The organism is Oscillibacter sp., assembly GCF_031978065.1.
In the GTDB taxonomy this organism is placed as follows: Bacteria; Bacillota; Clostridia; order Oscillospirales; family Oscillospiraceae; genus Oscillibacter.
Window position 1 is genome coordinate 1 of record NZ_DALZCH010000051.1, and the last position, 22,977, is coordinate 22,977.

Below are 22,977 nucleotides of genomic sequence, written 5' to 3' on the forward strand. Positions count from 1 at the left end.
AGGGCCTGGATTTACCCGAGGTGAGCCTTGTGGCCGTGTTGGACGCGGATAAGGAGGGGTTCCTCCGCAGCGAAACTTCCCTGATCCAGACCATGGGCCGCGCGGCGCGAAACGCCGACGGTCTGGTCATTCTCTACGCGGATAAGATTACCCCCTCCATGCGGGCCGCCATGGACGAGACGGAGCGCCGCCGGAAAATTCAGGACGAGTATAACAAGGCCCACGGTATTGTGCCCAAAACTATCATCAAGGACGTGCGGAACACCCTGGAAATCTCCAAGTCCGCCGACCCGGAAACGGCAGGAAAGCGCCGGAAGGCGAAGCTCAACGACCGGGAGCAGGCGGAGGAGATTGCGCGGCTTGAAAAGGAAATGAAGGAAGCGGGCAAGATGCTGGAATTCGAGTATGCCGCCATCCTTCGGGACCGTATTATCGAGCTGCGGGGAGGATAATCAGGCCGCGCCGCCCCACGGCGTTGCCGGGACTTTTTTTGGAAGGAAGTACGGCGGATTTGGCGTGGGAAAACAAAGAAGGGAAACCTGCGAATGAAAAGCGGGGGCCACGGCCGCGAAGCAGGCAGAAGGGCGGAAGGAGAGCGCATGGAGGAAAACAGAGAAATCACAGAAGCACAAGGACAGGATCAAACGCCCCCGCAGAAAACCCCCGCGGACTGGCGGGCCTACGCCTGCATTCTGGCAGGGGCGGCGCTGTGGGGCATGATCGGACTGTGGAACCGCCGATTGATGAGCGGCGGCCTTTCCCCGTGGTCCATTGTGCTGGTGCGTAACACAGGCGGGCTTGCCCTTCTGTCCGCGATTTTTGCCGTTCGGGACCGCAGTGTGTTCCGGGTGAAGCGAGAGCATTTGAAATACTTTTTCGGGACCGGCGTGGTCAGCGTGCTGCTGTTCACCGTGTGCTATTTCTCCTGTCAGAAAATCACGTCTCTGGCGGTGGCGTCCATTTTGCTGTATACGGCCCCGTCCATCGTGGTGGTTTTGTCCGCCGTTCTCTGGAAGGAGCCGGTGACGAAGAAAAAGCTGCTGGCACTGCTGCTGACACTGTTAGGCTGCGCCCTTGTGTGCGGCGTTTTTGCGGGGGATTTGACGGTCACTCCGGCGGGGATTCTGTTGGGCCTTGGCGCGGGCTTTTTCTACGCGCTGTACAGCATCTTCGGGCGATACGCCTTGCGGGCCGGGTACGACGCCCGGACCACCACCGTGTGGACCTTCGTGTTTGCCGGCGTGGGTTCGCTGTTTTTTATCAGACCGACGGAGCTGGCGGCACTGAGCGCCGCGCCCTCCCTGTGGCTGGGCGCGCTGGGGCTGGTGGCGGTGTCCACCGTGGCTCCGTACTTGCTGTATACGTCGGGCCTTGCCCGGGTGGAGTCCGGCAAGGCGTCCATTATGGCAAGTCTTGAACCGGTGGTGGCAACCCTTGTCGGCGTGCTGGTGTTTCAGGAGCCTATGAACGGGCTGACGCTTTTGGGAATCGTGTGCGTCCTTGCGGGCGTGGTGATTTTGAGGTGAGACGATGAAGCAAAAAGACGAAAAGACCAATGTGATGCGGTTGCTGGACCAGAAAAAAGTTCTCTACACCGCCCACTTTTACGAGGATGCGGACGGCCCCGAAGGGGATCGGGAATACGGCCTCCATGTGGCTGAGTCCATGGGGCAGGACCCGGAGCGGGTCTTTAAGACGCTGGTTGCCCAAGGCGCGTCCGGGGGAATTTATGTATATGAGGTCCCGGTGGCGGACAGCCTTGATTTAAAAAAGGCCGCCAAGGCCGTGGGAGAGAAGTCGGTGCAGCTCCTCCCCGTGGCGTCTATTTTGGCCGTCACCGGCTATATCCGTGGTGGGTGCAGCCCCGTGGGGATGAAAAAGCGGTTTCCCACCGTGTTTCATCAAACAGCGGCGGACTTTGAAGCGGTCTATATCTCCGCCGGGAAAATCGGCGCGCAGGTGGAGGTTCCCGTGCGGGACCTGCTGGCGCTGTTACAGGCGGAGACGGCAGATATTGTGGTGGAATGACCCCGGCGTACTGCGCCGGGAGATGGTGGCGGGGAACGTACCCCGCGGGAAACGTCTCCTCGGGGGACGGCAAGGAGTTTTTTAGAATATGCAGGACAAAATCGTTGTAAAGGGCGCCCGCGCCAACAATCTTAAAAATGTGGATGTGACCATTCCCCGGGACAAGCTGGTGGTGCTCACCGGACTCAGCGGGTCGGGAAAGTCCTCCCTGGCCTTTGACACCATTTATGCCGAGGGCCAGCGCCGCTATGTGGAAAGCCTGTCCTCCTATGCCCGGATGTTTTTGGGGCAGATGGAAAAGCCGGATGTGGACTATATCGACGGGCTTAGTCCCGCCATCTCCATCGACCAGAAGACCACCTCCAAAAACCCACGGTCCACCGTGGGCACCGTGACGGAGGTGTACGACTATCTGCGCCTTCTCTGGGCGCGGGCGGGTACGCCCCATTGTCCCAAGTGCGGCAAAGAAATCCGCCAGCAGACCATTGACCAGATTATCGATCAGGTGATGGCTCTGCCGGAGGGGACCCGCATTCAGGTGATGGCCCCGGTGGTGCGAGGGAAAAAGGGCGAGTATGTCAAGACCTTTGAGGATGCCCGCAAATCGGGCTACGTCCGCGTCCGGGTGGACGGCTCCCTCTACGAGCTGGACGAAGAGTTGAAGCTGGAGAAAAATAAAAAGCACACCATTGAAATCGTGGTGGACCGGCTGATTATCCGGGAGGACGTGCGCCAGCGGCTGACGGACTCGGTGGAAACTGCCTCCTCCCTCACGGGAGGCGTGGTGCTGATCAATCTGGTGCGGGAGGAGCAGGATTTGACCTTCTCCCAGAACTATGCCTGCGAGGAGTGCGGCGTTTCCCTTGAAGAGCTGGCGCCCCGGCTGTTCTCCTTCAACAACCCCTTCGGCGCGTGCCCTGCCTGCATGGGTCTTGGCAGCCAGCAGAAGGTGGACCCCGCGCTGGTGGTGCCGGACGGGGAACTGTCCATTCTGGACGGGGCCATTCAGGCCTCCGGCTGGAACAACATCCGGGGCGACGGCATTTCCCGGATGTATTTCGACGCGCTCTCAAAAAAGTACCGGTTCTCCTTGTCCGTTCCGTTTAATGACCTGCCGGAGGATATTAAGACCGTCATTTTTTACGGGACTGGCAATGAGAAGCTGGACTTGCACTACGACCAGCCCCGGGGCAAGGGTGTTTTGCACCAGCCCTTCGAGGGCATTTGCACCAATCTGGAGCGCCGCTATCAGGAGACCCAGAGCGACTCCATGCGCCGGGAACTGGAGGAATTCATGACCCAGCAGCCCTGCCCCACCTGTGGGGGAAAGCGCCTGCGCAAGGAGGCGTTGGCCGTCACCGTGGGGGATGTGAGCATCTATGACTTCACAAAAATGTCCGTGGTGGACGAGCTGGACTGGGTGGGCAAGCTGAAGCTAACGGAACAGCAGATGCTGATTGCCGACCGAATTCTCCGGGAGATTAAAAGCCGTCTTGGTTTTTTGCAGTCCGTGGGCCTTGGGTATCTGACCCTCTCCCGCGCGGCGGGGACCCTATCCGGCGGCGAGAGCCAGCGCATCCGTCTGGCGACACAGATCGGCTCCTCTCTGATGGGGGTGCTGTATATTCTGGACGAGCCTTCCATCGGATTGCACCAGCGGGACAATGACAAGCTTTTGGCCACCCTCAAGCGCCTGCGCGATTTGGGCAATACCCTTCTGGTGGTGGAGCATGACGAGGACACCATGCGCGCGGCGGACTATTTAATTGACGTTGGTCCCGGTGCGGGCGTCCACGGCGGCGAAATCGTGGCCGCCGGAACGCCGGAGGAGGTTATGGAAAATCCCAACTCCGTGACGGGGCAATACCTATCCGGTCGGCGGAAGATCGCCGTCCCCACAGTCAGGCGGACGGGCAGCGGCAGTGTGTTGAAGGTCTTGGGCGCGGCAGAAAACAATCTGAAGGACGTGAATGTGGAAATTCCGCTGGGGACCTTTACCTGCGTCACCGGCGTGTCCGGGTCGGGAAAGTCGTCTCTGGTCAACGAAATTATTTTCAAAAAGCTGGGTGCGGAACTGATGCGCATGAAGACGCGGCCCGGAAAGTGCGGGCGTATCGAGGGGCTGGAGCATCTTGATAAGGTGGTGGATATTGACCAAAGCCCCATTGGGCGCACCCCCCGTAGCAACCCTGCCACCTACACCGGGCTGTTCAACGACATCCGGGATATGTTCGCCGCCACGCAGGAGGCCAGAAGCCGGGGCTATGGCCCGGGCCGGTTCAGTTTCAATGTCCGGGGCGGACGGTGCGAGGCATGCTCCGGCGACGGACTGCTGAAAATTGAGATGCACTTCCTGCCGGACATCTTTGTCCCCTGCGAGGTGTGCAAGGGCGCGCGGTATAACCGGGAGACGCTGGAGGTTCGCTATAAGGGCAAAAACATTGCTCAGGTACTGGACATGACGGTGGAGGAGGCAGCGGAGTTTTTCTCCGCTCTGCCCAAGATCAACAAGAAGCTGCAAACCCTGTGCGACGTGGGCCTTGACTATGTGAAGCTGGGCCAGTCCTCGACGGAGCTTTCCGGCGGCGAGGCACAGCGGGTGAAGCTGGCGACGGAGCTGAGCAAGGTGGCCACGGGCCGCACCATTTATATTCTGGACGAGCCAACCACCGGCCTTCACAGCGAGGATGTCCGGCGGCTTCTGGAAGTCCTTCAGAAGCTGGTGGAGGGCGGCAACACGGTGCTGGTCATCGAGCACAATCTGGATGTCATCAAGTGCGCCGACTACCTCATTGATCTTGGCCCCGAGGGGGGCGACGGCGGCGGGACCATCGTCTGCACCGGCACGCCGGAGGAGGTCGCCGCCTGCCCGGAGAGCTACACCGGGCGATACCTGAAAAAAATGCTCCTCTGATGGGAGATTGGATGGGAGACCGAAGCATGAACATCCGCACCGCCCAAATGGCGGACTTAAAGGCGCTGGCCGAGGTGGAAGCCGCGTGTTTTCCGGCGGCAGAGGCGGCGACAGAGGAGGACTTCGCCGCGCGGCTCCGGGTTTATCTCCGGCACTTTTGGCTTTTGGAGGAGGACGGGGAAATCGTCTCTTTTGTCAACGGCATGGCAACAAACGAGGAAACCATCCGAGACGAGATGTTCTCCGACGCGTCTCTTCACCGGGAGGACGGGGCGTGGCAGGCGATTTTCGGCGTGAACACCCTGCCGGACTATCGCCGCCGAGGCCTTGCCGCCCGGCTGCTTCGGGAAGCGGAGCAGGACGCACGGCTTGCCGGTCGGCGGGGCTGCATCCTCACCTGCAAGGCCGCGCTGCTTCCGTGGTATGAAGGCCTTGGCTATCGCAATCAGGGCGTGTCTGGGTCCGTTCACGGCGGCGCGGTGTGGTACGATATGACGCTGGAATTTTGATGACGGGAGCTGAAAAGTTTCCGGCTACGCAAAGGCAGAAGACGGACTGCGGCGATACCGCAGTCCGTCTTTCTAACTATACAAACGCAAGGGGAAATTGAAAATTGCTGCGGGCAAAGCTGCTTGATTGCTTTTGGGCGCGGCAGGCATCTTTGCCCCGTGTCGTATGTTTGACTTTATAGGAAACAAAAAACGCCGATGCCGCCAATAAAGCGGCACCGGCGTTTAACATCTCTGACGCTACGCGGTATTCCACACGGAGTTTCGTGGAAATTGGACAAAAAGTGACATGATAAATGTGAGGACATCACCGAAAAGTCACGCCAAAAAGCCCTTCAAAATGCGGTCTTCCGCTTCTTCCTCAGTCAGGCCAAGGGTTTGCAGCTTTAAGAGCTGATCGCCCGCAATTTTGCCGATGGCGGCCTCGTGAATGAGCTGTGCATCCATGCAATTGGAGGCAATTTCCGGAATGGAGCGGATTTTTGCGTCGCCCATAATAATGGAGTCGCACTGCACGTGGCCAAAGCTTCTGGCGTTGCCGGTCATCAGCGGGCGGAAGGTCTGCACAGAGGTATCCTGCGCCACAGACCGGGAAATCACCCGCCCCTTGGAGTCTTCGCCGTCCAGCACAATCTCCATGTCGCTGTTGGCCGTTTGCTCTCCGTGGGTGAGCAAGCGCTCCGTCACCACCGCCTCCGCGTTTTTCCCACAGACAATTTTGGTGTAGCGCTTGGTGGAGTCGATGCCCCGGATCTGGGTGGTGTCCATCTGGATAGAGGCCTCCTCCTCCAGATATACGATGGTCTGGGGATTCATGATTTTGCCGCCCTTGCCGTCCCCTTCGCCATAGTGCTTTTCCGTATAGTGAACGTGAGAATTTTTCCCCACGTAAAAAGTGTGTACGCCGTCGTGGCGGCTGGATGTGTCTCCGCAGTTGTGGATGCCGCAGCCCGCCACAATGTTGACATGACTATTTTCGCCGATATAAAAGTCGTTATAGACAAGCTCCTCAATGCCCGGCTTGGTGATGATGACCGGGATATAGCAGGTTTCCCCAGCCGTGCCGGGCTTAATGCGGATGTCGATGCCGGGCTTGTCCTCCTTGCCGGTGATCTCAATGTTTTCCGAGCTCTGCCGCCCGTCGCATCCCGTGTCCTTTCGGATGTTGAAGGCCCCCACGGGCTTCCCGATCAGGTCCGCAATTTTTTCAAGCAGGGCGCGGTCCACTTCGGTATCCATCATCGTGCTGCGCCCCCTTTTGTCAAAACCGGGCAGAAGCCCGTGGTGTCCGCCAGAATTTCCGGCAAAATCTCGTCGGCGGAGCCACGGAGAGTGACGCCCCCGTCGCCGATGACCACCACCTCGTCCGCCAGGGAGATAATCCGCTCCTGATGGGAAATGACAATCATGGTGGCGCTGCCGGACTGGTGAATCTGCTCAAAGGTTTCCGTCAGCCGGGAAAAGCTCCACAGATCGATGCCCGCCTCCGGCTCGTCAAAAATCATAAGCTGTGCGCTCCGGGCCAGAAGCGTGGCAATCTCGATGCGCTTCACCTCGCCGCCGGAGAGGGACGCGTCCACCTCCCGGTCTAGATAGTCGTTGGCGCACAAGCCCACCCGGGTGAGATACTGGCAGCAAAGGTCCTTGGAAAGCGGCCCGTCTCCCGCCGCGATGGTCAGAAGGTCCCGGACGGTCAATCCCTTGAACCGGGGGGGCTGCTGAAATCCGTAGCTGATGCCCCGCTTTGCCCGCTCTGTGATGCCGAGATCCGTCACGTCTTCTCCGTTCCATAGAATTTTACCGGATGTGGGCTTCACAAGACCCATGACAATTTTCGCCAAAGTGGTTTTTCCGCCGCCGTTAGGCCCGGTGAACACCACCAGACGGTGGTCGTCGACGGTCAGGGAGATGTCCTTTAAAATCTCCAGCTTGCCCTCCGGCTCCTGAACGGCGTAATGGATATGTTGCAATTCCAGCACAGCGCGATTCCTCCTTGCGCGTTTTTTCAAAATACGCGGTTATTCTACCATTTTTTTTCTAAAAAGGCAATGCTAACAGCCAGATTTAGGTATTCTGTCCGAAGTGCGGCGGATTTATCTGTGGCCCCGTTTTTACTGGCACACGGAGCGTGGCTGATGCATACCATGAAGAAGAGGACTGGACTCCGCCGGGAATTTGCTTCGCGCGGCGGGGCGCGGCGCGTTTTTTAATACTTGCCGGCGCGAAGCGGCGGAATGGAGCGTTTTTTATGCAACAGCAGGCCGATACATACGACTACCGGCAATACGACAAAATCTGGCAGCGGGTTTCTCCCAATCTGGACCCCTATCCCGGCGTGACCCCGGAGTGCGCCACGACAAAAACTCCCGCCGTCAGTGCTGCCGCCTCCGAGCCGGAGGAAACCGCCTGCACGGCACAGGTCAAAGCCGACTCCGTGGCGGACGGCCTCTCCTGTATTGAGGCAAATCCATGCTGCATGGGTACGTCGGCCATGGAGATGCTGCGGGTTTTGCAAAGCTTTATCGAAGAGGAGCTGGCGGCCAAGCGCTATTATCTGGCCTTTTCCCGGCAGGCCCCCGGCTGGGCGCGCCAGACGCTGCGGGACATGGCCGAGGACGCGGGCGCCCATGCACGCAGGCTGATGGCGGTGCACTATCTCATCACCTGCCAGTGCTATCAGCCCACTTCGGCCTATGAGCGCATTTATGTGGGCCAGCTTTGCCCTGCTCTGCGGGCTCGGTATCAGGACGAGGTATGCCGCGCCCAGCAATATGAGCGGGCAGCGGAGAGCACCTCGGACCCCTGCCTTTCAAAGCTTTTATTCGAACTGAGCGCGGATGGATACCGGCATGCGGATCAGTTAATGATGCTGCTGGAGCGGGCCATGCGTCAGCAGCAGTAAAAAAGCGGCAAGGCTCCGGAGAGCTTTCGCGCAAGAGAGCCGCCTGCAAAGCAGGCGGCTCTCTTGCGTTCCGGCAAAACCCGGAGTGCGGCTTGCATTTCTTCGGAAAATTTGGTATACTAAAAGACAAAATTACCGTGGGATAAGCCGGGAAACGCAAAGCAGCGGGCCGGCAGGCTACCCTGCCGGCCCTATTCAAAAAAGCGGTGGCACCGCGTCGGGGCCGGACACCGCGTGGGGTGCCGCGTGGCGCCCTTCCGCTTAGGCTATCCTATGCCGGCCGGGGCAGGCGGTTCCTGCCGCCGAAAGGGTCCGGCTATTGCGCGGGCGCTGATTTTTCATTGAAAAGAGGGCTTATAATGATAAAGATATCGCCGTCTATCCTGTCCGCTGACTTTGCCAACCTGGAGCGGGACATTCGGAAAATTTCTACCGCCGACTATGTGCATGTGGACGTGATGGATGGCGTGTTTGTCCCAAACATCTCCATCGGTCTGCCGGTGGTAAAGGCAATTCGGCCCGTGACGCAGCAGCCGCTGGACGTTCACCTGATGATTGTGCAGCCGGGACGGTACGCCGGGCGGTTCTGCGACGCAGGGGCGGACATTGTCACCCTCCATGTGGAGGCGGATACGGAGGAGAACCTTCTCTCCGCCATCGACGTGATTCACGCCAAGGGCAAGCGGGCGGGCGTGGTGTTGAAGCCTGCCACCCCGGTTTCGGCGGTGCTGCCCTATCTTGAGCGGGTGGAGCTGATTCTGGTGATGACCGTGGAGCCAGGGTTTGGCGGCCAGAGCTTTATGACCGACCAATTGGACAAGATCCGCGCCATCCGCGCTCTGATTAACGAGCGCAATCCGGCCTGCGAGCTGGAGGTGGACGGGGGAATCGGCCCTGATACCTACCGCGCCTGCGTTGACGCGGGAGCAAACGTGCTGGTGGCAGGCAGCGCGGTATACGGAGCGGAGGACATTGCCGCTCGCATTCAGCTTCTGCGGAGTTAAGAAGGGAAGTTTCCGACATTTTAGGGTCCGTCCCTTTGCGGACGATGCCAGGGATAGTCGGAGAAGTCGTTCGCCAAGGCTGATCGCACCGCAGTGCAGCTTGTTGCGGAGCATTCCGGCGGCTGCCCGGATTTCATCCCTGAATCGGCGCACCGCCGCCATCAATTAAAAAGCGAGGTCTGACCATGGAATATTTTCCCGCGCCGCTGGAAAAGCTGGTGGAGCAGTTTGCCCGCCTGCCGGGTATCGGCGGAAAGTCCGCCCAGCGGCTGGCGTTTTATGTGCTGGGGCTGCCCGAGGAGGAGGCACTGGAGTTTTCGCGTGCAATTATAGACGCGAAAAAGCACGTCACCTGCTGCCCTGTGTGCCAGAATTTTACCGCCGGGGGCCTGTGCCCCATCTGTTCCTCGCCCAAGCGGGACGGAAGCGTGATCTGCGTGGTGGCGGACCCCCGGGATGTGGCGGCGCTGGAGCGGTCCCGGGAATTTGGAGGGCACTATCATGTGCTCCACGGAGTCCTGTCCCCCATGAACCATGTAGGCCCGGACGACCTTGCCATCCGCCCCCTGCTGGACCGGGTTGCCAAGGGGGGCATCGAGGAGGTCATTATGGCCACCAACCCGGACACGGAGGGGGAGGCCACCGCCATGTATCTTGCGCGGCTTTTAAAGCCCTTTGAAGTGAAGGTGACCCGTCTGGCCTACGGCATCCCCGTGGGCGGCCATCTGGAATTTACGGACGACGCCACGCTTTCCCGCGCGCTGGAGGGCCGTCGGGAGATATAAAGACAGCAAAAAGAAAGCCGGGGCCGGTCCGTCCGGCCCATACAAATAATTGCTCAAACGAAGAAAGTTGAGGATCATCTATGCCCGAAATCAAAAGAACCGCCATGGTCACCGTCTGCGGACGGCCCAACGTGGGAAAATCCAGCCTCACCAACGTGCTGGTGGGCGAAAAAGTCGCCATCGTGTCCAACAAAGCCCAGACCACCCGCAACCGCATCTGCGGCGTGGTGAACCGGGGAGAAATCCAGTTTGTCCTGATGGATACGCCGGGTCTGCACAAGCCCAAGTCCGCACTGGGAGATTATATGGTGAAAATTGTCACCTCCAGCCTTTCCGACGTGGACTGCGCATTGCTGTTGGTGGAGCCCATCGCCCACGTGGGCGCGCCGGAGGCGTCGCTGATTGCGCGAGTACGGGAGGAAAACATCCCCACGATTCTGTGCATCAATAAGACGGACACTGTGAAGCCCGACGAGCTGCTGCCGGTAATACAGGCGTACAACGAGGCGTGGGACGGCTTTGCCGCCATCATCCCCATCTCCGCCCACCGGAAGGACGGACTGGATGACCTGCTGGGCGAGATGAACAAATACGCCAAGGAAGGGCCTCAGCTCTTTCCGGACGGGCAGACCTCTGACCAGCCGGAGCGGCAGGTGATGGGAGAAATTCTGAGGGAAAAGCTGCTTTTGTGCCTTGATAAGGAGATTCCTCATGGCACCGCCGTGGAGATTTCCAAGTTTTCCGAGCGAGATGACGAGGTGATCGAGGTGGACGCCACGATTTACTGCGAGAAGTCCAGTCACAAGGGCATTATCATCGGCAAGCAGGGCGCTATGCTGAAAAAAATCAGCAGCATGGCCCGCCACGACATGGAGCGCTTCATGGGGACCAAGGTCTATCTTCAGACTTGGGTCAAGGTGAAGGAAAACTGGCGGGACAACCTGGGCTATGTGCGGAATCTGGGCTATCGGGACAATTGAGACGAAGACACCTATCAGCGGGGCGCACGATATCGTGCGCCCCGCGTTTTTGCGCAGTGCACCGTCCTGCGCGGAGCGCCTGTACGAAAGCAATTTCCCCGTCCTTTTCGCTTCATACGCCCCTCTTGACACGAATTGCAAAGCCTGCTAATATAATAAGAACGCGAGGAACGGAAAGAGTAGCATTTTCCCAAAGGGCAGAGAGGGCGCGCCACCGGCTGAAAGCGCGCCTGCGGAGGGAAGTGTGAAGTGCGTCCGGGAGCGTGAGGTTAATCCCCTCCGGTGAAGCCGCCGTTATCAGGCTGTCCGGCTGCTGGGCCGGCACGAGTATTTGCAAGAGTGGAACCGCGTCGCCGACGCCTCTTGTACCTATTTGAGGTACGAGGGGCGCTTTTTATTTAACATTTAAAAAGAGTGCTAAGGAGTGCTGTATGCGGATGCTTGCCTGTCGATGTCCGGGTTTGACTTCCCCGGCATATTTTATCATTGAGATTGAAAAGGAGTCTTGAATATGACCCGTTTGTCGGAATTGTTGGGCGCATATCAGAGCCGGGACCCCGCCGCCCGCAGCAAGCTGGAGGTTTTTTTGCTCTATCCCGGCGTCCATGCCACGATTTATCACAGGATTGCCCATTTCTTTTTTCAAAAAAACATGATGTTTCTTGCCCGGTGCGTCTCCCAGTGGAGCCGCTTTTGGACCGGCATTGAAATCCACCCCGGCGCAAAAATCGGCCGCCGTCTGGTCATTGACCATGGCATGGGCATCGTCATCGGAGAAACCGCCGAGGTGGGGGACGATTGCCTGCTCTATCAGTGCGTGACGCTGGGCGGGACGGGGAAGGATAAGGGAAAGCGCCACCCCACCATCGGAAACAACGTGATGGTGGGATCCGGGGCCAAGGTGCTTGGCCCCTTCACCGTGGGGGATCAGTCCCGCATCGCGGCGGGAGCGGTGGTGCTCAGTGAGGTTCCGCCCAATTCCACCGCCGTGGGTGTTCCGGCGCAGGTGGTGCGGGTCAGCGGGCAAAAGCCCGTGGCCAGCTTTGCCGAGGATGTGGATCAGATCAGCGATATGTGCGACCCCGTGCAGGAGGAGCTGCTTGCCCTGTTCCAGCGGATAGACGCGCTGGAACAGCAGTTGAAAACCATCAAGGAAAGGACGGCCTGAGCTATGTATCTCTACAACTCTGCCACCCATAGAAAAGAAGAATTTAAGCCCAACCACCCGGATATCGTGAAGATGTATACCTGCGGTCCCACGGTCTACCATTTTGCCCACATCGGAAACCTGCGCAGCTATATCATGGAGGATGTGCTGGAAAAGCACCTGCGCTACGTGGGCTATAACGTCAAGCGTGTCATGAACATTACCGACGTGGGGCACCTCACCAGCGACGCGGATACCGGCGAGGATAAAATGCTTAAGGGCGCCCAGCGGGAGCACAAGTCTGTGCTGGAAATCGCCCAGTTTTATACCGACGCGTTTTTTGACGACTGCCGCAAGCTGAACATCAAGCGGCCCGACATTGTAGAGCCTGCCACGCGATGTATTGATGAATATATCACAATCATTACCCGCCTGATGGAAAATGGCCACGCCTATCAGGCCGGTGGCAACGTGTATTTCGACACCTCCAAGCTGGAGCATTATTACCTGTTCAACGACCACGACGCGGAAGATTTGGCCGTGGGCGTGCGGGAGGGTGTGGAGGAGGACTCCAACAAGCGCAACAAAAACGACTTCGTCCTCTGGTTCACCAAGTCCAAATTTGAGGATCAGGCCCTGAAATGGGACTCTCCCTGGGGCGTGGGCTATCCCGGCTGGCACATTGAGTGCTCGGGTATCTCCATGAAGCATCTGGGTGAGGATCTGGACATTCACTGCGGCGGGATCGACAACGCCTTTCCCCACCATACCAACGAGGTCGCCCAGTCCGAGGCGTATCTGGGGCACCACTGGTGCAACTATTGGTTCCACGTTCTGCACCTGAACACCAGCGGCGGAAAAATGAGCAAGTCTAAGGGGGAGTTTCTCACGGTTTCCCTGCTGGAGGAGAAGGGCTACGACCCCATGGACTACCGTTTCTTCTGTCTCCAGTCCCACTACCGCAAGGCGCTGGTGTTTTCCTATGAAAATCTGGACAATGCGAAAACCGCCTATGGCAAGCTGATTGCCCGGATTGCCCTCTTGAAGGACGGCCCGGCGGAGAGCAGCGAGACGGCGGATGGTCTGCGGGCAAAGTTCAGGGCCGCCATGGACAATGATTTGAACACGTCTTTGGGCGTGACCGCGCTGTACGATGTGCTGAAAGCGGATATCTCCGATGGGACGAAGCTGGCCCTTTTTGAAGAGTTCGACGAAGTTTTAAGTCTGGGACTGCTGGATCAGGCGGCGAAAAAGCGAGAGCAGGATGCAAAGTCCATCAGCTCCAATCAGGGCGGCTTCACCGTGCAAGGCGAGGGCGACCCGGAGATTGACGCGCTGGTGGTCCGGCGAGCCGAGGCCAAAAAGACCAAAAATTTTGCCGAGGCGGACCGCATCCGTGACGAGCTGAACGCCAAGGGTGTGGAGATTACCGACGTACCCGGCGGCGCGGTGTGGAAGCGGGCGTAAACCGCTGAGGGAACGTGCGTCGGGCCGCGTGGGCGGACCCGGATTCCAATCTCTCCAACCGATGCCTTTCGGGCAGAGCAGTTTATCCCGTCGGGAGACAGGCTTGGAAATTGCGTAGAACAGGCCGCGTGAATCATGCTTTTTAAAAACTAAGGGTCGGGCGCTATGCGTCTGGCCCTTTTTAAAAATATTTTTTTAATTTGTTGCAAATACTACTGAAGATATGCATATATTAGGATATTCTAATAAAACAAAATGAGTAAATAAATTAAGGCGAAAAAGCCGACTTCGAACGGAGCCTTAGAGAAAGGACGGGTGAGAACCGGAAATGGACTATGACCATCAGGCGGAGCTTTTAAAGGCGTTGGCCAATCCCACGCGGCTGAAAATTGTCCACTCCCTGTTGAACACCGGCTGCCGCAACGTGGGCTGCATGGAGCGGGGAACGGGCGTGAGTCAGTCCTGCATTTCTCAGCATCTGCAAAAGCTGAAGGCCGCCGGAGTTGTGGCGGCGGAGCGCAGTGGAAACGAAGTGTATTACAGAGCCGCGTCGCCGGAGGTTGCCCGGCTGGTGGCGGCGTTGTTTCAGGAGGAGGTTTCAAACTATGTCCTGTGATGTGCTGGTAATCGGCGGCGGTCCGGCGGGGCTGAGCGCGGCAATCAACGTCCGGGCGCGGGGGAAAAGCGTGCTGGTGATTTCCAACCCGGTGGAAGAAAACCCTCTGTGGAAATCCGAGCGGGTGCAGAACTATCCGGGGCTCCCCGGTGTCACCGGGGAGGAGTTGCTTCTCGCCATGCAAAAGCACGCGGAGACCGACGGGGTGGAATTTGCCGAAGGCAAGGCACTGTCCGCCATGAACATGTCCGATGCGTGGTATGTCAGCGTGGGCAGCGACGTGCAGGAGGCCAAGGCCGTGGTGCTGGCGGCGGGCGTTGCCCGGGGAAAGAAATTTCCCGGCGAGGAAGAATTTTTGGGCCGGGGTGTAAGCTATTGTGCCACTTGCGACGGAATGCTCTACCGGAACAAGCCCGTGGCGGTGCTGGGATACAGCCAGTCGGCCCGGCACGAGGCGGAGTTTTTAAAGGGCCTTGGCTGCGAGGTGCATTACTTCGATAGACCAAAAGACTGCGAGATTACCGGCGAAGGCAAGGTGGAAAAGGTGATTTGCGGCGGCGAGACGGCAGAGGTGGCCTGCGTGTTTATCCTGCGGCCCGCGCTGGCGCCCACAGATTTGTTTCCCGGCCTTACGGTGGAAAACGGCTATGTGCAGGTGGATCGCCGCATGGCAACGTCCCTGCCCGGCGTGTTTGCTGCGGGAGACTGCACGGGAACGCCCCTTCAGGCGGCAAAGGCCGCGGGTGAGGGTCTGATCGCCGGGCAAAGCGCGGCGGCGTATGTGGCCGCGCTGGCGCGGAAAGAATAAAGAAAACCAACGGAAGATAAAATAAAGAAAAAGGAGATTTGAAAAATGGCATTGGTGCATTTGAACAACACGGAATTCGACGCGACGATCGAGGCAGCCCCTCTGGCGATGGTGGATTTCTGGGCAGATTGGTGCGGCCCCTGCAAAATGGTGGGGCCCACGGTGGAGAAAATTGCCGCCGATTATGACGGCAAGGCTTTGGTGGCCAAGGTCAATATTGACCAGGAGCCGGAGCTGGCTCAACGGTTTGGGGTCATGTCCATTCCCACGCTGGTGTTTTTAAAAAACGGGGAGGAATTTGACCGCAAGGTGGGCGTGATGCCCGAGGCGGCGTTCACCGCCGTGCTGGACGAAAGCCTGTAATTTCAGCGGGCCTGAAAAAGAAAAAGAACTTAAGCGGCGCTCCGCAGACATTTGTCTGCGGAGCGCCGCTGTTCTTGGCTTTTGTGAAATACTTTATCGACTGTTCCTCCGGGAGGGAATTACCTCCGCAAGCCTGCGGTGATCTGAAACGGGTCGCTTAATTCCGGTTTGCGGAGTTGGTGGTGTCTTTCAGCAGCACGTCGTGTGCGCCGCCCTCCACAATGGAAACGGAGGAAACCAGCGTCAGCTTGGCCTTTTCCCGCAGCGCAGGAATACTCAGTGCACCGCAGTTGCACATGGTGGAACGAATTTTGGCAAGGGTGGTGGAAATGCCGTCTGCCAGAGCGCCTGCATAGGGAACGTAGGAATCTACGCCCTCTTCAAAGCTGAGCTTTTTGTCGCCGCCTAAGTCATACCGTTCCCAGTTCCGGGCGCGGGCGCTGCCCTCGCCCCAATACTCCTTCATATAGCTGCCGCCCACCAGCGTCTTTGCGGTGGGGCTTTCGTCAAACCGGGAGAAGTACCGTCCCAGCATGCAGAAGTCCGCGCCCATGGCCAGCGCCAGCGTGATGTGATAGTCTTGCACAACGCCGCCGTCGGCGCAGATAGGAACGTAAATTCCGGTTTCTTCAAAATACCGGTCCCGTTCCGCCGCCACGTCGATTACCGCCGTGGCCTGTCCCCGGCCGATGCCCTTGGTTTCTCGGGTGATGCAGATGGAGCCGCCGCCGATGCCGACCTTTACAAAGTCGGCCCCCGCGTCCGCCAGAAAGCGGAAGCCCTCGCCGTCCACCACGTTGCCCGCGCCGATTTTTACGCTGTCGCCATATTTTTCACGGGCCCAGACAAGGCAGCGCTTCTGCCATTCGGAAAAGCCCTCCGACGAGTCCATGACCAGCACATCCGCTCCGGCCTCCACCAGCGCGGGAATCCGCTCCTCATAGTCCCGGGTGTTGATGCCCGCGCCCACCACATAGCGCTTTTGCCCGTCCAGCAGCTCCAGAGGATTGTCCTTATGGGTGTCGTAATCCTTGCGGAACACAAAGGCCACCAAGGACCCGTCCTTGGAGACAATGGGGAGGGCGTTGAGCTTGTGGTCCCAGATCAGGTTGTTGGCTTCCTTCAGGCTGGTGCCCTCCGGGGCGTAAACCAGCTTTTCCATGGGGGTCATAAAGGAGGATACCTTCTCCGTGCCGTCCATGCGGCTGACGCGGTAATCCCGGCTGGTGACAAGGCCCAAAAGTCGGCCGGTGCCGCTGCCGTCCTCAGTCACGGCCATGGTGGAGTGGCTGGTTTTTTCTTTCAGGGCCAGCACGTCGGAAAGTGTACTGTCGGGTCGAAGGTTGGAGTCGCTGACCACAAAGCCCGCCTTGTGGCCCTTTACCCGGCGGACCATCTCGGCCTGCCGGTCGATGGGCTGGGACACGTAAATGAAGGCAACGCCGCCCTCCCGGGCAAGGGCAATGCCCATCTCATCCCCGGAGACGGCCTGCATCACGGCGGAAACCATGGGGACGTTGGCGGAGAGAGCAGGCTCCTCCCCTCGGCGGAATTTCACAAGGGGGGTTTTCAGGGACACGTTGGCAGGAATGCACTCCACGGAGGAGTAGCCCGGCACCAGCAGGTACTCGCTGAAGGTGTGGGAGGGTTCGTTGAAAAAATATGCCATAAGGCCACCTCTTTCGTTGTGTATGCTGGAGGGAAACGGACGGCGCACACCCGGCAAAAGCCGGAAAATAAGCCCCAGTCCGATTTTTCTTGTTCTCTAGAATACCACGTCCCGGGGAAAAAGCAACGGGTATGGAAAAAAAGTCCGAAAATTTACCGTGACCGAATGGTTTAGTCAACCGGCGTCCCGCCATGGCGGCAAAACGTCGTTCAAGAGAGGACGGTTTGCTTTCCGCCTCTTAAAGGTGCGATCCTCAAACGCACATTGCCGGAAAACCACAATCTCCTTAGCTGCCGTGGGGCGATCCCACATGTTTTTCATATAAAAAGACGCGGGGATTCCCGCGCCTTTTCCCAACCTTATATCGAAAGAGCGTTTGTCACAGCTTTTTGCGCATGACGGTCAAATTAAAAATTCCATCCGTAAAATGCTGGCGGGAGAAAAATACCGGCTTCCCATCAATGTCGTAGTCCACCTCATCCATGCGCAGCAGGGGTGCGCCCACGGGAAGACCAAAAATTTCGGAAAGAGCCGCATCCGCCAGTCCGGGCCGCACATCGGTCAGGTCCAAATAGGGAATTACGTCGCAGAACCGGCGGAGAAAGTGGAAAATAGGGAACTTGAGGTCCCGGGCGGTGTAGCTGCCCTTCACAAGCGCCTTTTCGATGATGTCCTCGCAATAGATAGCGGGCTTGTCGTCGGCGGTGCACAGCCGGGAAATGCGAATAACCGGCGCGTTGACCGGGATGTGGAGCTTGCGCGCCACATCCGCGTCCGCCTCATCGTCCTCCACTCGAACAAAGGCCACGGCGGGCTTGCGTCCGCTCTGGCGGATCATGTCCAGAAATTCCAGCTCAATGTCCATGCGGGTTTGAATATCTAAAACGTGGCGGTTGATGACGGTGCCCACGCCGTGGCGGCGGGTGATAAAGCCCTCCCGTTCCAAAGAAGCCAGCACGTCCCGCAGTTGGGTGCGGCTGATGCCCATGCTCTCCGCCAGCGCGCTCTCCCGGGGAAGGCGGTCGCAATTGGCATAGGGGCCGTCTCGCATGGCGGAAAGAAGCTGCGTGCGAATGGTTTTGGACCGGGGTAGCTGATCGCTCATAATACGCACCTCATTATCGATGAAATCTATCATAGCAGGTAATACCTCATAAGCTGCCCCCATTATAGCCGCCTTTTGAGTTTGTCGCAACTGACAAAATCCACAGATTTCGTCCTCGGGCTTTTACGCAGAGAGAAGGCCCCGGGGAAATTGATTTTTGTGTAAATTACTGGTGGACATTTGTCCGTGGAATTATTATAATGGCAGTTGTCAGGTGCTGCGCTGCCTCATTTGGCGGCTGCGAGACGGACGGACTGAGGCTTTCCGGCGGGTTCAAGAGCGCAGGGAGAGCATTTTTAAGGAGGAGCTTGTGAAGAATCTGATTTTAATCGGTATGCCCGGCACGGGCAAGAGCGCCGTGGGCAAGACCTTGGCGCAGCGCCTGGGGTATACGTTTTTAGATGTGGACGACGTGATTAACGAGCGGACCGGAAAGACTCTGAAGGAATTGCTGATGGAGATGGGCGTGGACGACTTTGTGGTGCTGGAAGGGAAGGTTGGCGAAAGCCTAAATCTTGAAAGCACGGTGATTGCCACCGGCGGCAGCATGGTTCTCTCCCACAATGCCATGGAGCATTTGCTGGAAAACGGCGTCGGCATCTGGCTGGAAACGCCTTTGCGGGAAATTGAAGGCCGGATGCCCCAAGACCTGTGGGACCGGGGCATCGCCGCGCCCAGAGATATGACTATCCGGGAGATTTACCGGGAGCGGGAACCGCTGTACGCCAAGTATGCCGACATGATTGTGGCCAGCCGGGAAGGCGAGGACGCCACCGCCCATCAGGTGGAGCAAGTGATGCGCACCGTAGGGCTGAGTCTGAAAAGTTGAGGAGCGTATGAATGAGTATTAAGTTGAAAAGATATATGATGCTGATTGCTCTGGCCGCGGCCACTGCATGGAACGGGCTGTGCCTGTTGGGCGTTCTTCCCCGTTTCTATTTTAAGCTTTCCGTGTTTGCTCTTGCGGGATACTCGGCGGCGATGGTATTTGTGCCGCTGCTGTTTCCGGCATTCAGAACCGCGGGTGGAACGTCAAGCGCTTATTCTGAGCTTACGCCGAAGGAAAAGCGGCTGTCTCTGGTGACGATTGGGCTGGCTTTGGCGTGGATTGTCACGCTGGCGGTCTGCGTCGCCTATTCCGGATAGCTGACTGCGCAAAGCGCCGCAGGCGATGGGAAGTACCACTGTTTAAAAAGCGCTGCGGATCGCCGTGAACGAAGCATGATAAAAAAAGCCCCCGGTTCGTCAAGAGCCGGGGGTTTATAATTTGGGATACCGTGCTTGAGTCGCGGGGCAATTTAGTAGCCGCTGATGTCCAGAGACGGGTCGTCCGTGCCCTTTTCTATCGACTGGATGGTCAGCTCATATCCCCGCCCCTCGCCCAGATCCACGTGGACAACCTCTCCGGCCCGATGGCCCAGCACCGCTCTTGCAACCGGGGACTCCTTACTGATCAGGCCCTTTAGCGCGTCCTGACGCAATGTGGTGACGATGCGGATGGTCTGGGGGACGCCCGTGAGGGCGGGGACGATGACCACCGTGTCAAACAAGCCCGCCTTGTCTGCCGCGCCGACGGTGTCGGGCTGGATAATTTTTGCCGTTTGAATCATTTTCTGGAGGTAGCGGATGCGGCTGTCGTTGCGGTTTTTGTCCCGCTTAGCGCATTTGTACTCGAAATTTTCGCTGAGGTCGCCGAAGCCCCGGGCAATTTGCACGTCCTCGATCAGCTTTGGACGCAGCACGGCTGTGCGGTAAGAAATTTCTTCCTCCATTTTTCGGATGTCAACTTCTGTCAGCTCATCGTACATAAAACCCTCCCAAGCGTGATTTTCAGGTTATGGGTCCTGCTTTTGCCCAACGCTTGCCGAAAGGGCCTCATGTGTGCCGCTTTCGTCCGCTCCGGCGGGGACTCTTTCCGCCATGCCGGCTTCGGGAACGAGGTCTTCCACATTGTCGGTCGGGGCGCTGCCCGCCGCTCTGTCCTCCCGTGCCAGCAGGAAGATGGTGGCGAGAATCAGGAGAAAGCCGATTAGGTCCGCAGGAGAAAAGGCCGTGCGCAGCCACAGGGCGGAGCAGACCGTGGCAGACACCGGTTCTGTGGCCGCCAGCATGGAGGACTTCACCGGCCCGATGTCGGAAATGCCCTGCATAAACATGGGGAACGCCAAAGTGGAACCCAAAATCACCGCGCCAGCCACCGCCAGCCAGCCCTGCCAAGGCAGATTCACGGAATAGCGCCAGCTTCGGGCGGCGAGATTGATGAACACGCCGCCAATCAGCATACCCGCCCCGGTGACCATCAACTGCCCCCAGCGCCGCACCAGCACACGGGGAAGTAGGGTGTAAGTCGTCGCCGCCACAGCGGTGAGCAGGCCCCAGAAAAGCCCCCGCACGGAAAGAGACATTTGCCCGGGGTTGCCGCCGGTGGCCAGAATGAAGGTTCCTGTCAGGGCCAGCAGCAGAGCCACAATTTGGATGTGGCTGGGCAGCGTCCGGGTATGGGCGCAGGTGATGAGCATGACCAGCACAAGGCTCAGGGTTTGCAGCACCGTGGTGGTGCCCGCGTTGCTGTACCCGATGGCGGTCAGATACGCATACTGGCACATCAGCAGGCCAAACAGGCCGAAGACTGCCAGCTTTGCAAGCTCCCGGGGCTGGCGGACCAGCGCCAGCAGATCCCGCCCATATCTGGGTAGGATCAGCAACGTCAGGATTCCGCCGCCCATCAGCGTCCGCACGCACACCAGCCAGATAGACGGCACGCCGAAGGTTTCAAACAGATATTGCCCGCAGGCACCGGAAACGCCCCAGAAAACGCCGCCGACTGCGGAGCACAGAGCGCCCCGCAGGGCGCGTTGCTTTTCCGTCATGAAAGTACCTCTCAATACAGGGAGCCCCCGGCGTCGTCACGCCCAAGGGCTTTCAAAAGCGCGGCTTCCCGTTGTTGCGGGAAGCCGCGCGGTATCTTCGATTCTAACGCATTTGATTACGGATTGCAAGGCCCATCCTCTGGGAGGAGGCTCTCGGCGGCCACACAGGCGACAATGACGCCCGCCCCCAGCAGCCCTACGGGACTAAGCCGCTCTCCCAAAAGAAGAAAGGAGAACAGCGCCGTTGTCACCGGGCAGATGCTCTGTACCAGAGAAACCGTCCGAGCGGAAACGGCGGTCAGGGCCGCGTTTTGCAGCAAAAAGCCGCCCACCGTACAGGGAATCGCCAGATAGAGCACCACGCCCCACACCCCGGGCGTGGCGGCGGAGAGAGAGGACAAGCCCCCGCCAAGAAAGAAGGTGCAGGCTCCCGCCAGCACTGCTGCTGTGGCGGTTTGGACAGCGGAGAGGGTCAGCGGGTCCACCTGACACAAGGATTTTTGCCCCAGCACCAAAGTGCCTGACAAAAGCAAAGCCGTCAGCAGGGACAACACCTCCCCCGGGCCAAAACCGCTTAGGCCGCCCTGCCCGCAAAGAAGATACAGTCCCGCCACCACGAAAAGCTGGATGGGAATGTGTCTGCGGGAGTATTTCCGGCGCAGCAGCGCCAGCGCCAGCAAGGGCGTCATCACGGTGGAAAGGGACCGGAGAAATGCCACACTGGTGGCTGCGGAGAGGGTAATGGCCACATTGCCCACCACGCTTGCCAGGGCAATGCACAGGGCCGAACCGATCCAGTCTCGCACACGGCAGCGGCGCAGCCCCTCCACAATCCGTCTCCCGGAAAACACAAAAAGCGTAAGCAATGCCAGCAGATACCGCACAAAAAGCAGGGTAAACACCGGCACCACGTTGAACGCGTTTTTGGAGATGGGGTCCCCAAAGCCGAAAAACAGACTTTGCAGCAAAATCAGGCCCACGGCCAGCCGGGGCGTCAGGCGCGGGGCGGAACTGCTTGCCGCGTCGGGTGGTTGGCCGTCCGACCCCGTAGCGTCTGAACGCAAGGCGTCCGTCGATGGTGAGGAATCTTCCTCCAAACATTCCTCCGGGACGCATTCCGGATACTCTTCTTGAGTGCACTCCGGACGCTCATCCAAAGCGTACTCCGCGCAATTCTCGGAGGAAGGCCACTCCCCTAAGTCGGGAATGGGCGCGTCAGGCGCATTTAAAATGTCGCCCGACGGAGGGGGAAGCGCTTCTGGGGTTCCTGCCAAGGCTGCGTCAGACTGCCGTTCCATCCGCGGTACTTCCTCCCTTTTTGCGTAAAGTCGTTTTAAAACTTCCGCTTTTTTTCTGCGTCGCAATAGGCGCAGCGGTAAACGTGCTTTTCCCGGTCGCTCAAAAGGAAGATGGAGTCCAACTGCGGTTCCTCCGCCGTGATGCACCGAGGATTTTTGCAGTGGATGATATTCGTGAGCCGCGCGGGAAGCTCCAGATGCTTTTTCGCCACCCGCACCCCGTCCCGAATGACGTTAACGGTGATGCTGGAGTCTATGTAGCCCAGCACGTCCAAATCCACTTCCATGGGAGAGTCGATTTTAATAATATCCTTTTTGCCCATCCGCCCGCTGCGGACGTTTTTAATAATGGCCACGGAGCAGTCCAACAGGTTCAGATGCAGATACTTGTAGATGTCCATGGATTTTCCGGCCTGAATGTGGTCCAGCACCACGCCGTTTTGAATGCTGTCGATATTCACTGGCAAACCCTCCTTCATTCTGCGCACAGGCCCAGAAGCAAAAGAATCAGG

General features: G+C 58.6%; 24 protein-coding genes. 16 read left to right on the forward strand and 8 right to left on the reverse strand.

Annotated elements, in window-relative coordinates:
• The 5 genes from RTK01_RS09100 to RTK01_RS09120 all read left to right on the forward strand — a co-directional run.
• Positions 1-452: UvrB/UvrC motif-containing protein (locus RTK01_RS09100; protein ID WP_312280677.1), on the forward strand; the 452-nt coding region annotated here is incomplete at its 5' end.
• A gap of 147 nt (positions 453-599) precedes the next feature.
• Positions 600-1,526: an EamA family transporter gene (locus tag RTK01_RS09105; RefSeq protein ID WP_312280678.1), complete on the forward strand. Its 927-nt coding sequence runs from the start codon at positions 600-602 to the stop codon at positions 1,524-1,526.
• A gap of 4 nt (positions 1,527-1,530) precedes the next feature.
• Entirely contained in the window at positions 1,531-2,028 is a 498-nt protein-coding gene (gene ybaK / locus RTK01_RS09110; protein WP_312280679.1) for a Cys-tRNA(Pro) deacylase, read from the forward strand.
• Positions 2,029-2,116: 88 nt separating this feature from the next.
• A complete protein-coding gene (gene uvrA, locus RTK01_RS09115) occupies positions 2,117-4,942 on the forward strand; it encodes an excinuclease ABC subunit UvrA (protein ID WP_312280680.1) in 2,826 nt (941 codons plus the stop codon).
• A 26-nt stretch (positions 4,943-4,968) separates the two neighbouring features.
• Positions 4,969-5,451 carry a GNAT family N-acetyltransferase gene (locus tag RTK01_RS09120; RefSeq protein ID WP_312280696.1) on the forward strand — a complete coding sequence of 161 codons (483 nt, stop codon included), beginning with the start codon at positions 4,969-4,971 and terminating at the stop codon, positions 5,449-5,451.
• 318 nt (positions 5,452-5,769) lie between these two features.
• Here the strand turns inward: RTK01_RS09120 and RTK01_RS09125 are convergent, their stop codons facing one another.
• Together RTK01_RS09125 and RTK01_RS09130 are read right to left on the reverse strand one after the other, a co-directional pair.
• The gene (locus tag RTK01_RS09125; protein ID WP_312280681.1) at positions 5,770-6,693 is read right to left on the reverse strand and encodes a SufD family Fe-S cluster assembly protein; all 924 of its coding nucleotides are present in this window, start codon (positions 6,691-6,693) and stop codon (positions 5,770-5,772) included.
• The gene (locus RTK01_RS09130) at positions 6,690-7,430 is read right to left on the reverse strand and encodes an ABC transporter ATP-binding protein (protein ID WP_293007481.1); all 741 of its coding nucleotides are present in this window, start codon (positions 7,428-7,430) and stop codon (positions 6,690-6,692) included. Before RTK01_RS09130 ends, RTK01_RS09125 begins: the two co-directional genes overlap by 4 nt.
• Positions 7,431-7,699: 269 nt before the next feature.
• On the opposite strand from RTK01_RS09130, the gene RTK01_RS09135 reads away from it, so the two are divergent.
• The 9 genes from RTK01_RS09135 (at position 7,700) to trxA (ending at position 15,523) form a co-directional block, all read left to right on the forward strand.
• The gene (locus tag RTK01_RS09135; protein WP_312280682.1) at positions 7,700-8,353 is read left to right on the forward strand and encodes a ferritin-like domain-containing protein; all 654 of its coding nucleotides are present in this window, start codon (positions 7,700-7,702) and stop codon (positions 8,351-8,353) included.
• A gap of 359 nt (positions 8,354-8,712) precedes the next feature.
• The gene (rpe, locus tag RTK01_RS09140) at positions 8,713-9,357 is read left to right on the forward strand and encodes a ribulose-phosphate 3-epimerase (RefSeq protein ID WP_312280683.1); all 645 of its coding nucleotides are present in this window, start codon (positions 8,713-8,715) and stop codon (positions 9,355-9,357) included.
• 185 nt (positions 9,358-9,542) lie between these two features.
• On the forward strand, positions 9,543-10,142 hold the full coding sequence (recR, locus tag RTK01_RS09145) for a recombination mediator RecR (RefSeq protein WP_293010388.1): 600 nt from the start codon (positions 9,543-9,545) through the stop codon (positions 10,140-10,142).
• A gap of 80 nt (positions 10,143-10,222) precedes the next feature.
• Positions 10,223-11,122, forward strand: a complete 900-nt coding sequence (era, locus tag RTK01_RS09150) for a GTPase Era (protein ID WP_312280684.1) — start codon at positions 10,223-10,225, stop codon at positions 11,120-11,122.
• 511 nt (positions 11,123-11,633) lie between these two features.
• Complete coding sequence (epsC, locus tag RTK01_RS09155; RefSeq protein WP_312280685.1) at positions 11,634-12,290, forward strand: serine O-acetyltransferase EpsC; 657 nt, start codon at positions 11,634-11,636, stop codon at positions 12,288-12,290.
• Positions 12,291-12,293: 3 nt separating this feature from the next.
• A complete protein-coding gene (gene cysS / locus RTK01_RS09160; protein WP_312280686.1) occupies positions 12,294-13,736 on the forward strand; it encodes a cysteine--tRNA ligase in 1,443 nt (480 codons plus the stop codon).
• Positions 13,737-14,064: 328 nt separating this feature from the next.
• Positions 14,065-14,352 carry a helix-turn-helix transcriptional regulator gene (locus RTK01_RS09165; RefSeq protein WP_293010396.1) on the forward strand — a complete coding sequence of 96 codons (288 nt, stop codon included), beginning with the start codon at positions 14,065-14,067 and terminating at the stop codon, positions 14,350-14,352.
• Complete coding sequence (locus tag RTK01_RS09170; protein WP_312280687.1) at positions 14,342-15,160, forward strand: NAD(P)/FAD-dependent oxidoreductase; 819 nt, start codon at positions 14,342-14,344, stop codon at positions 15,158-15,160. The genes RTK01_RS09165 and RTK01_RS09170 overlap by 11 nt, the downstream gene beginning before the upstream one ends.
• A 45-nt stretch (positions 15,161-15,205) precedes the next feature.
• The gene (gene trxA / locus RTK01_RS09175; protein WP_312280688.1) at positions 15,206-15,523 is read left to right on the forward strand and encodes a thioredoxin; all 318 of its coding nucleotides are present in this window, start codon (positions 15,206-15,208) and stop codon (positions 15,521-15,523) included.
• Between the two features lie 157 nt (positions 15,524-15,680).
• Here trxA and RTK01_RS09180 read toward each other — a convergent pair whose 3' ends face one another.
• Positions 15,681-17,192 (reverse strand): IMP dehydrogenase, encoded by a 1,512-nt coding sequence (locus RTK01_RS09180; protein WP_312280689.1) that lies wholly within the window; start codon positions 17,190-17,192, stop codon positions 15,681-15,683.
• Positions 17,193-17,571: 379 nt separating this feature from the next.
• Positions 17,572-18,297 carry a GntR family transcriptional regulator gene (locus tag RTK01_RS09185; protein WP_312280690.1) on the reverse strand — a complete coding sequence of 242 codons (726 nt, stop codon included), beginning with the start codon at positions 18,295-18,297 and terminating at the stop codon, positions 17,572-17,574.
• A gap of 310 nt (positions 18,298-18,607) precedes the next feature.
• Between RTK01_RS09185 and RTK01_RS09190 the strand changes: the two genes are divergently transcribed.
• Both RTK01_RS09190 and RTK01_RS09195 read left to right on the forward strand, forming a co-directional pair.
• Complete coding sequence (locus RTK01_RS09190; RefSeq protein ID WP_312280691.1) at positions 18,608-19,126, forward strand: shikimate kinase; 519 nt, start codon at positions 18,608-18,610, stop codon at positions 19,124-19,126.
• Positions 19,127-19,137: 11 nt separating this feature from the next.
• Positions 19,138-19,443 (forward strand): hypothetical protein, encoded by a 306-nt coding sequence (locus tag RTK01_RS09195; RefSeq protein WP_312280692.1) that lies wholly within the window; start codon positions 19,138-19,140, stop codon positions 19,441-19,443.
• A gap of 152 nt (positions 19,444-19,595) precedes the next feature.
• Here RTK01_RS09195 and RTK01_RS09200 read toward each other — a convergent pair whose 3' ends face one another.
• The 4 genes from RTK01_RS09200 to RTK01_RS09215 all read right to left on the reverse strand — a co-directional run bounded on the left by RTK01_RS09200 (position 19,596) and on the right by RTK01_RS09215 (position 22,944).
• Positions 19,596-20,105 (reverse strand): GreA/GreB family elongation factor, encoded by a 510-nt coding sequence (locus RTK01_RS09200; RefSeq protein WP_312280693.1) that lies wholly within the window; start codon positions 20,103-20,105, stop codon positions 19,596-19,598.
• Positions 20,106-20,132: 27 nt separating this feature from the next.
• A complete protein-coding gene (locus RTK01_RS09205; protein ID WP_312280694.1) occupies positions 20,133-21,167 on the reverse strand; it encodes an EamA family transporter in 1,035 nt (344 codons plus the stop codon).
• 116 nt (positions 21,168-21,283) lie between these two features.
• Complete coding sequence (locus RTK01_RS09210; protein ID WP_312280695.1) at positions 21,284-22,465, reverse strand: DMT family transporter; 1,182 nt, start codon at positions 22,463-22,465, stop codon at positions 21,284-21,286.
• A 35-nt stretch (positions 22,466-22,500) separates the two neighbouring features.
• Positions 22,501-22,944, reverse strand: a complete 444-nt coding sequence (locus RTK01_RS09215; RefSeq protein WP_397352609.1) for an aspartate carbamoyltransferase regulatory subunit — start codon at positions 22,942-22,944, stop codon at positions 22,501-22,503.
• Between the last annotated feature and the right edge of the window lie 33 nt (positions 22,945-22,977).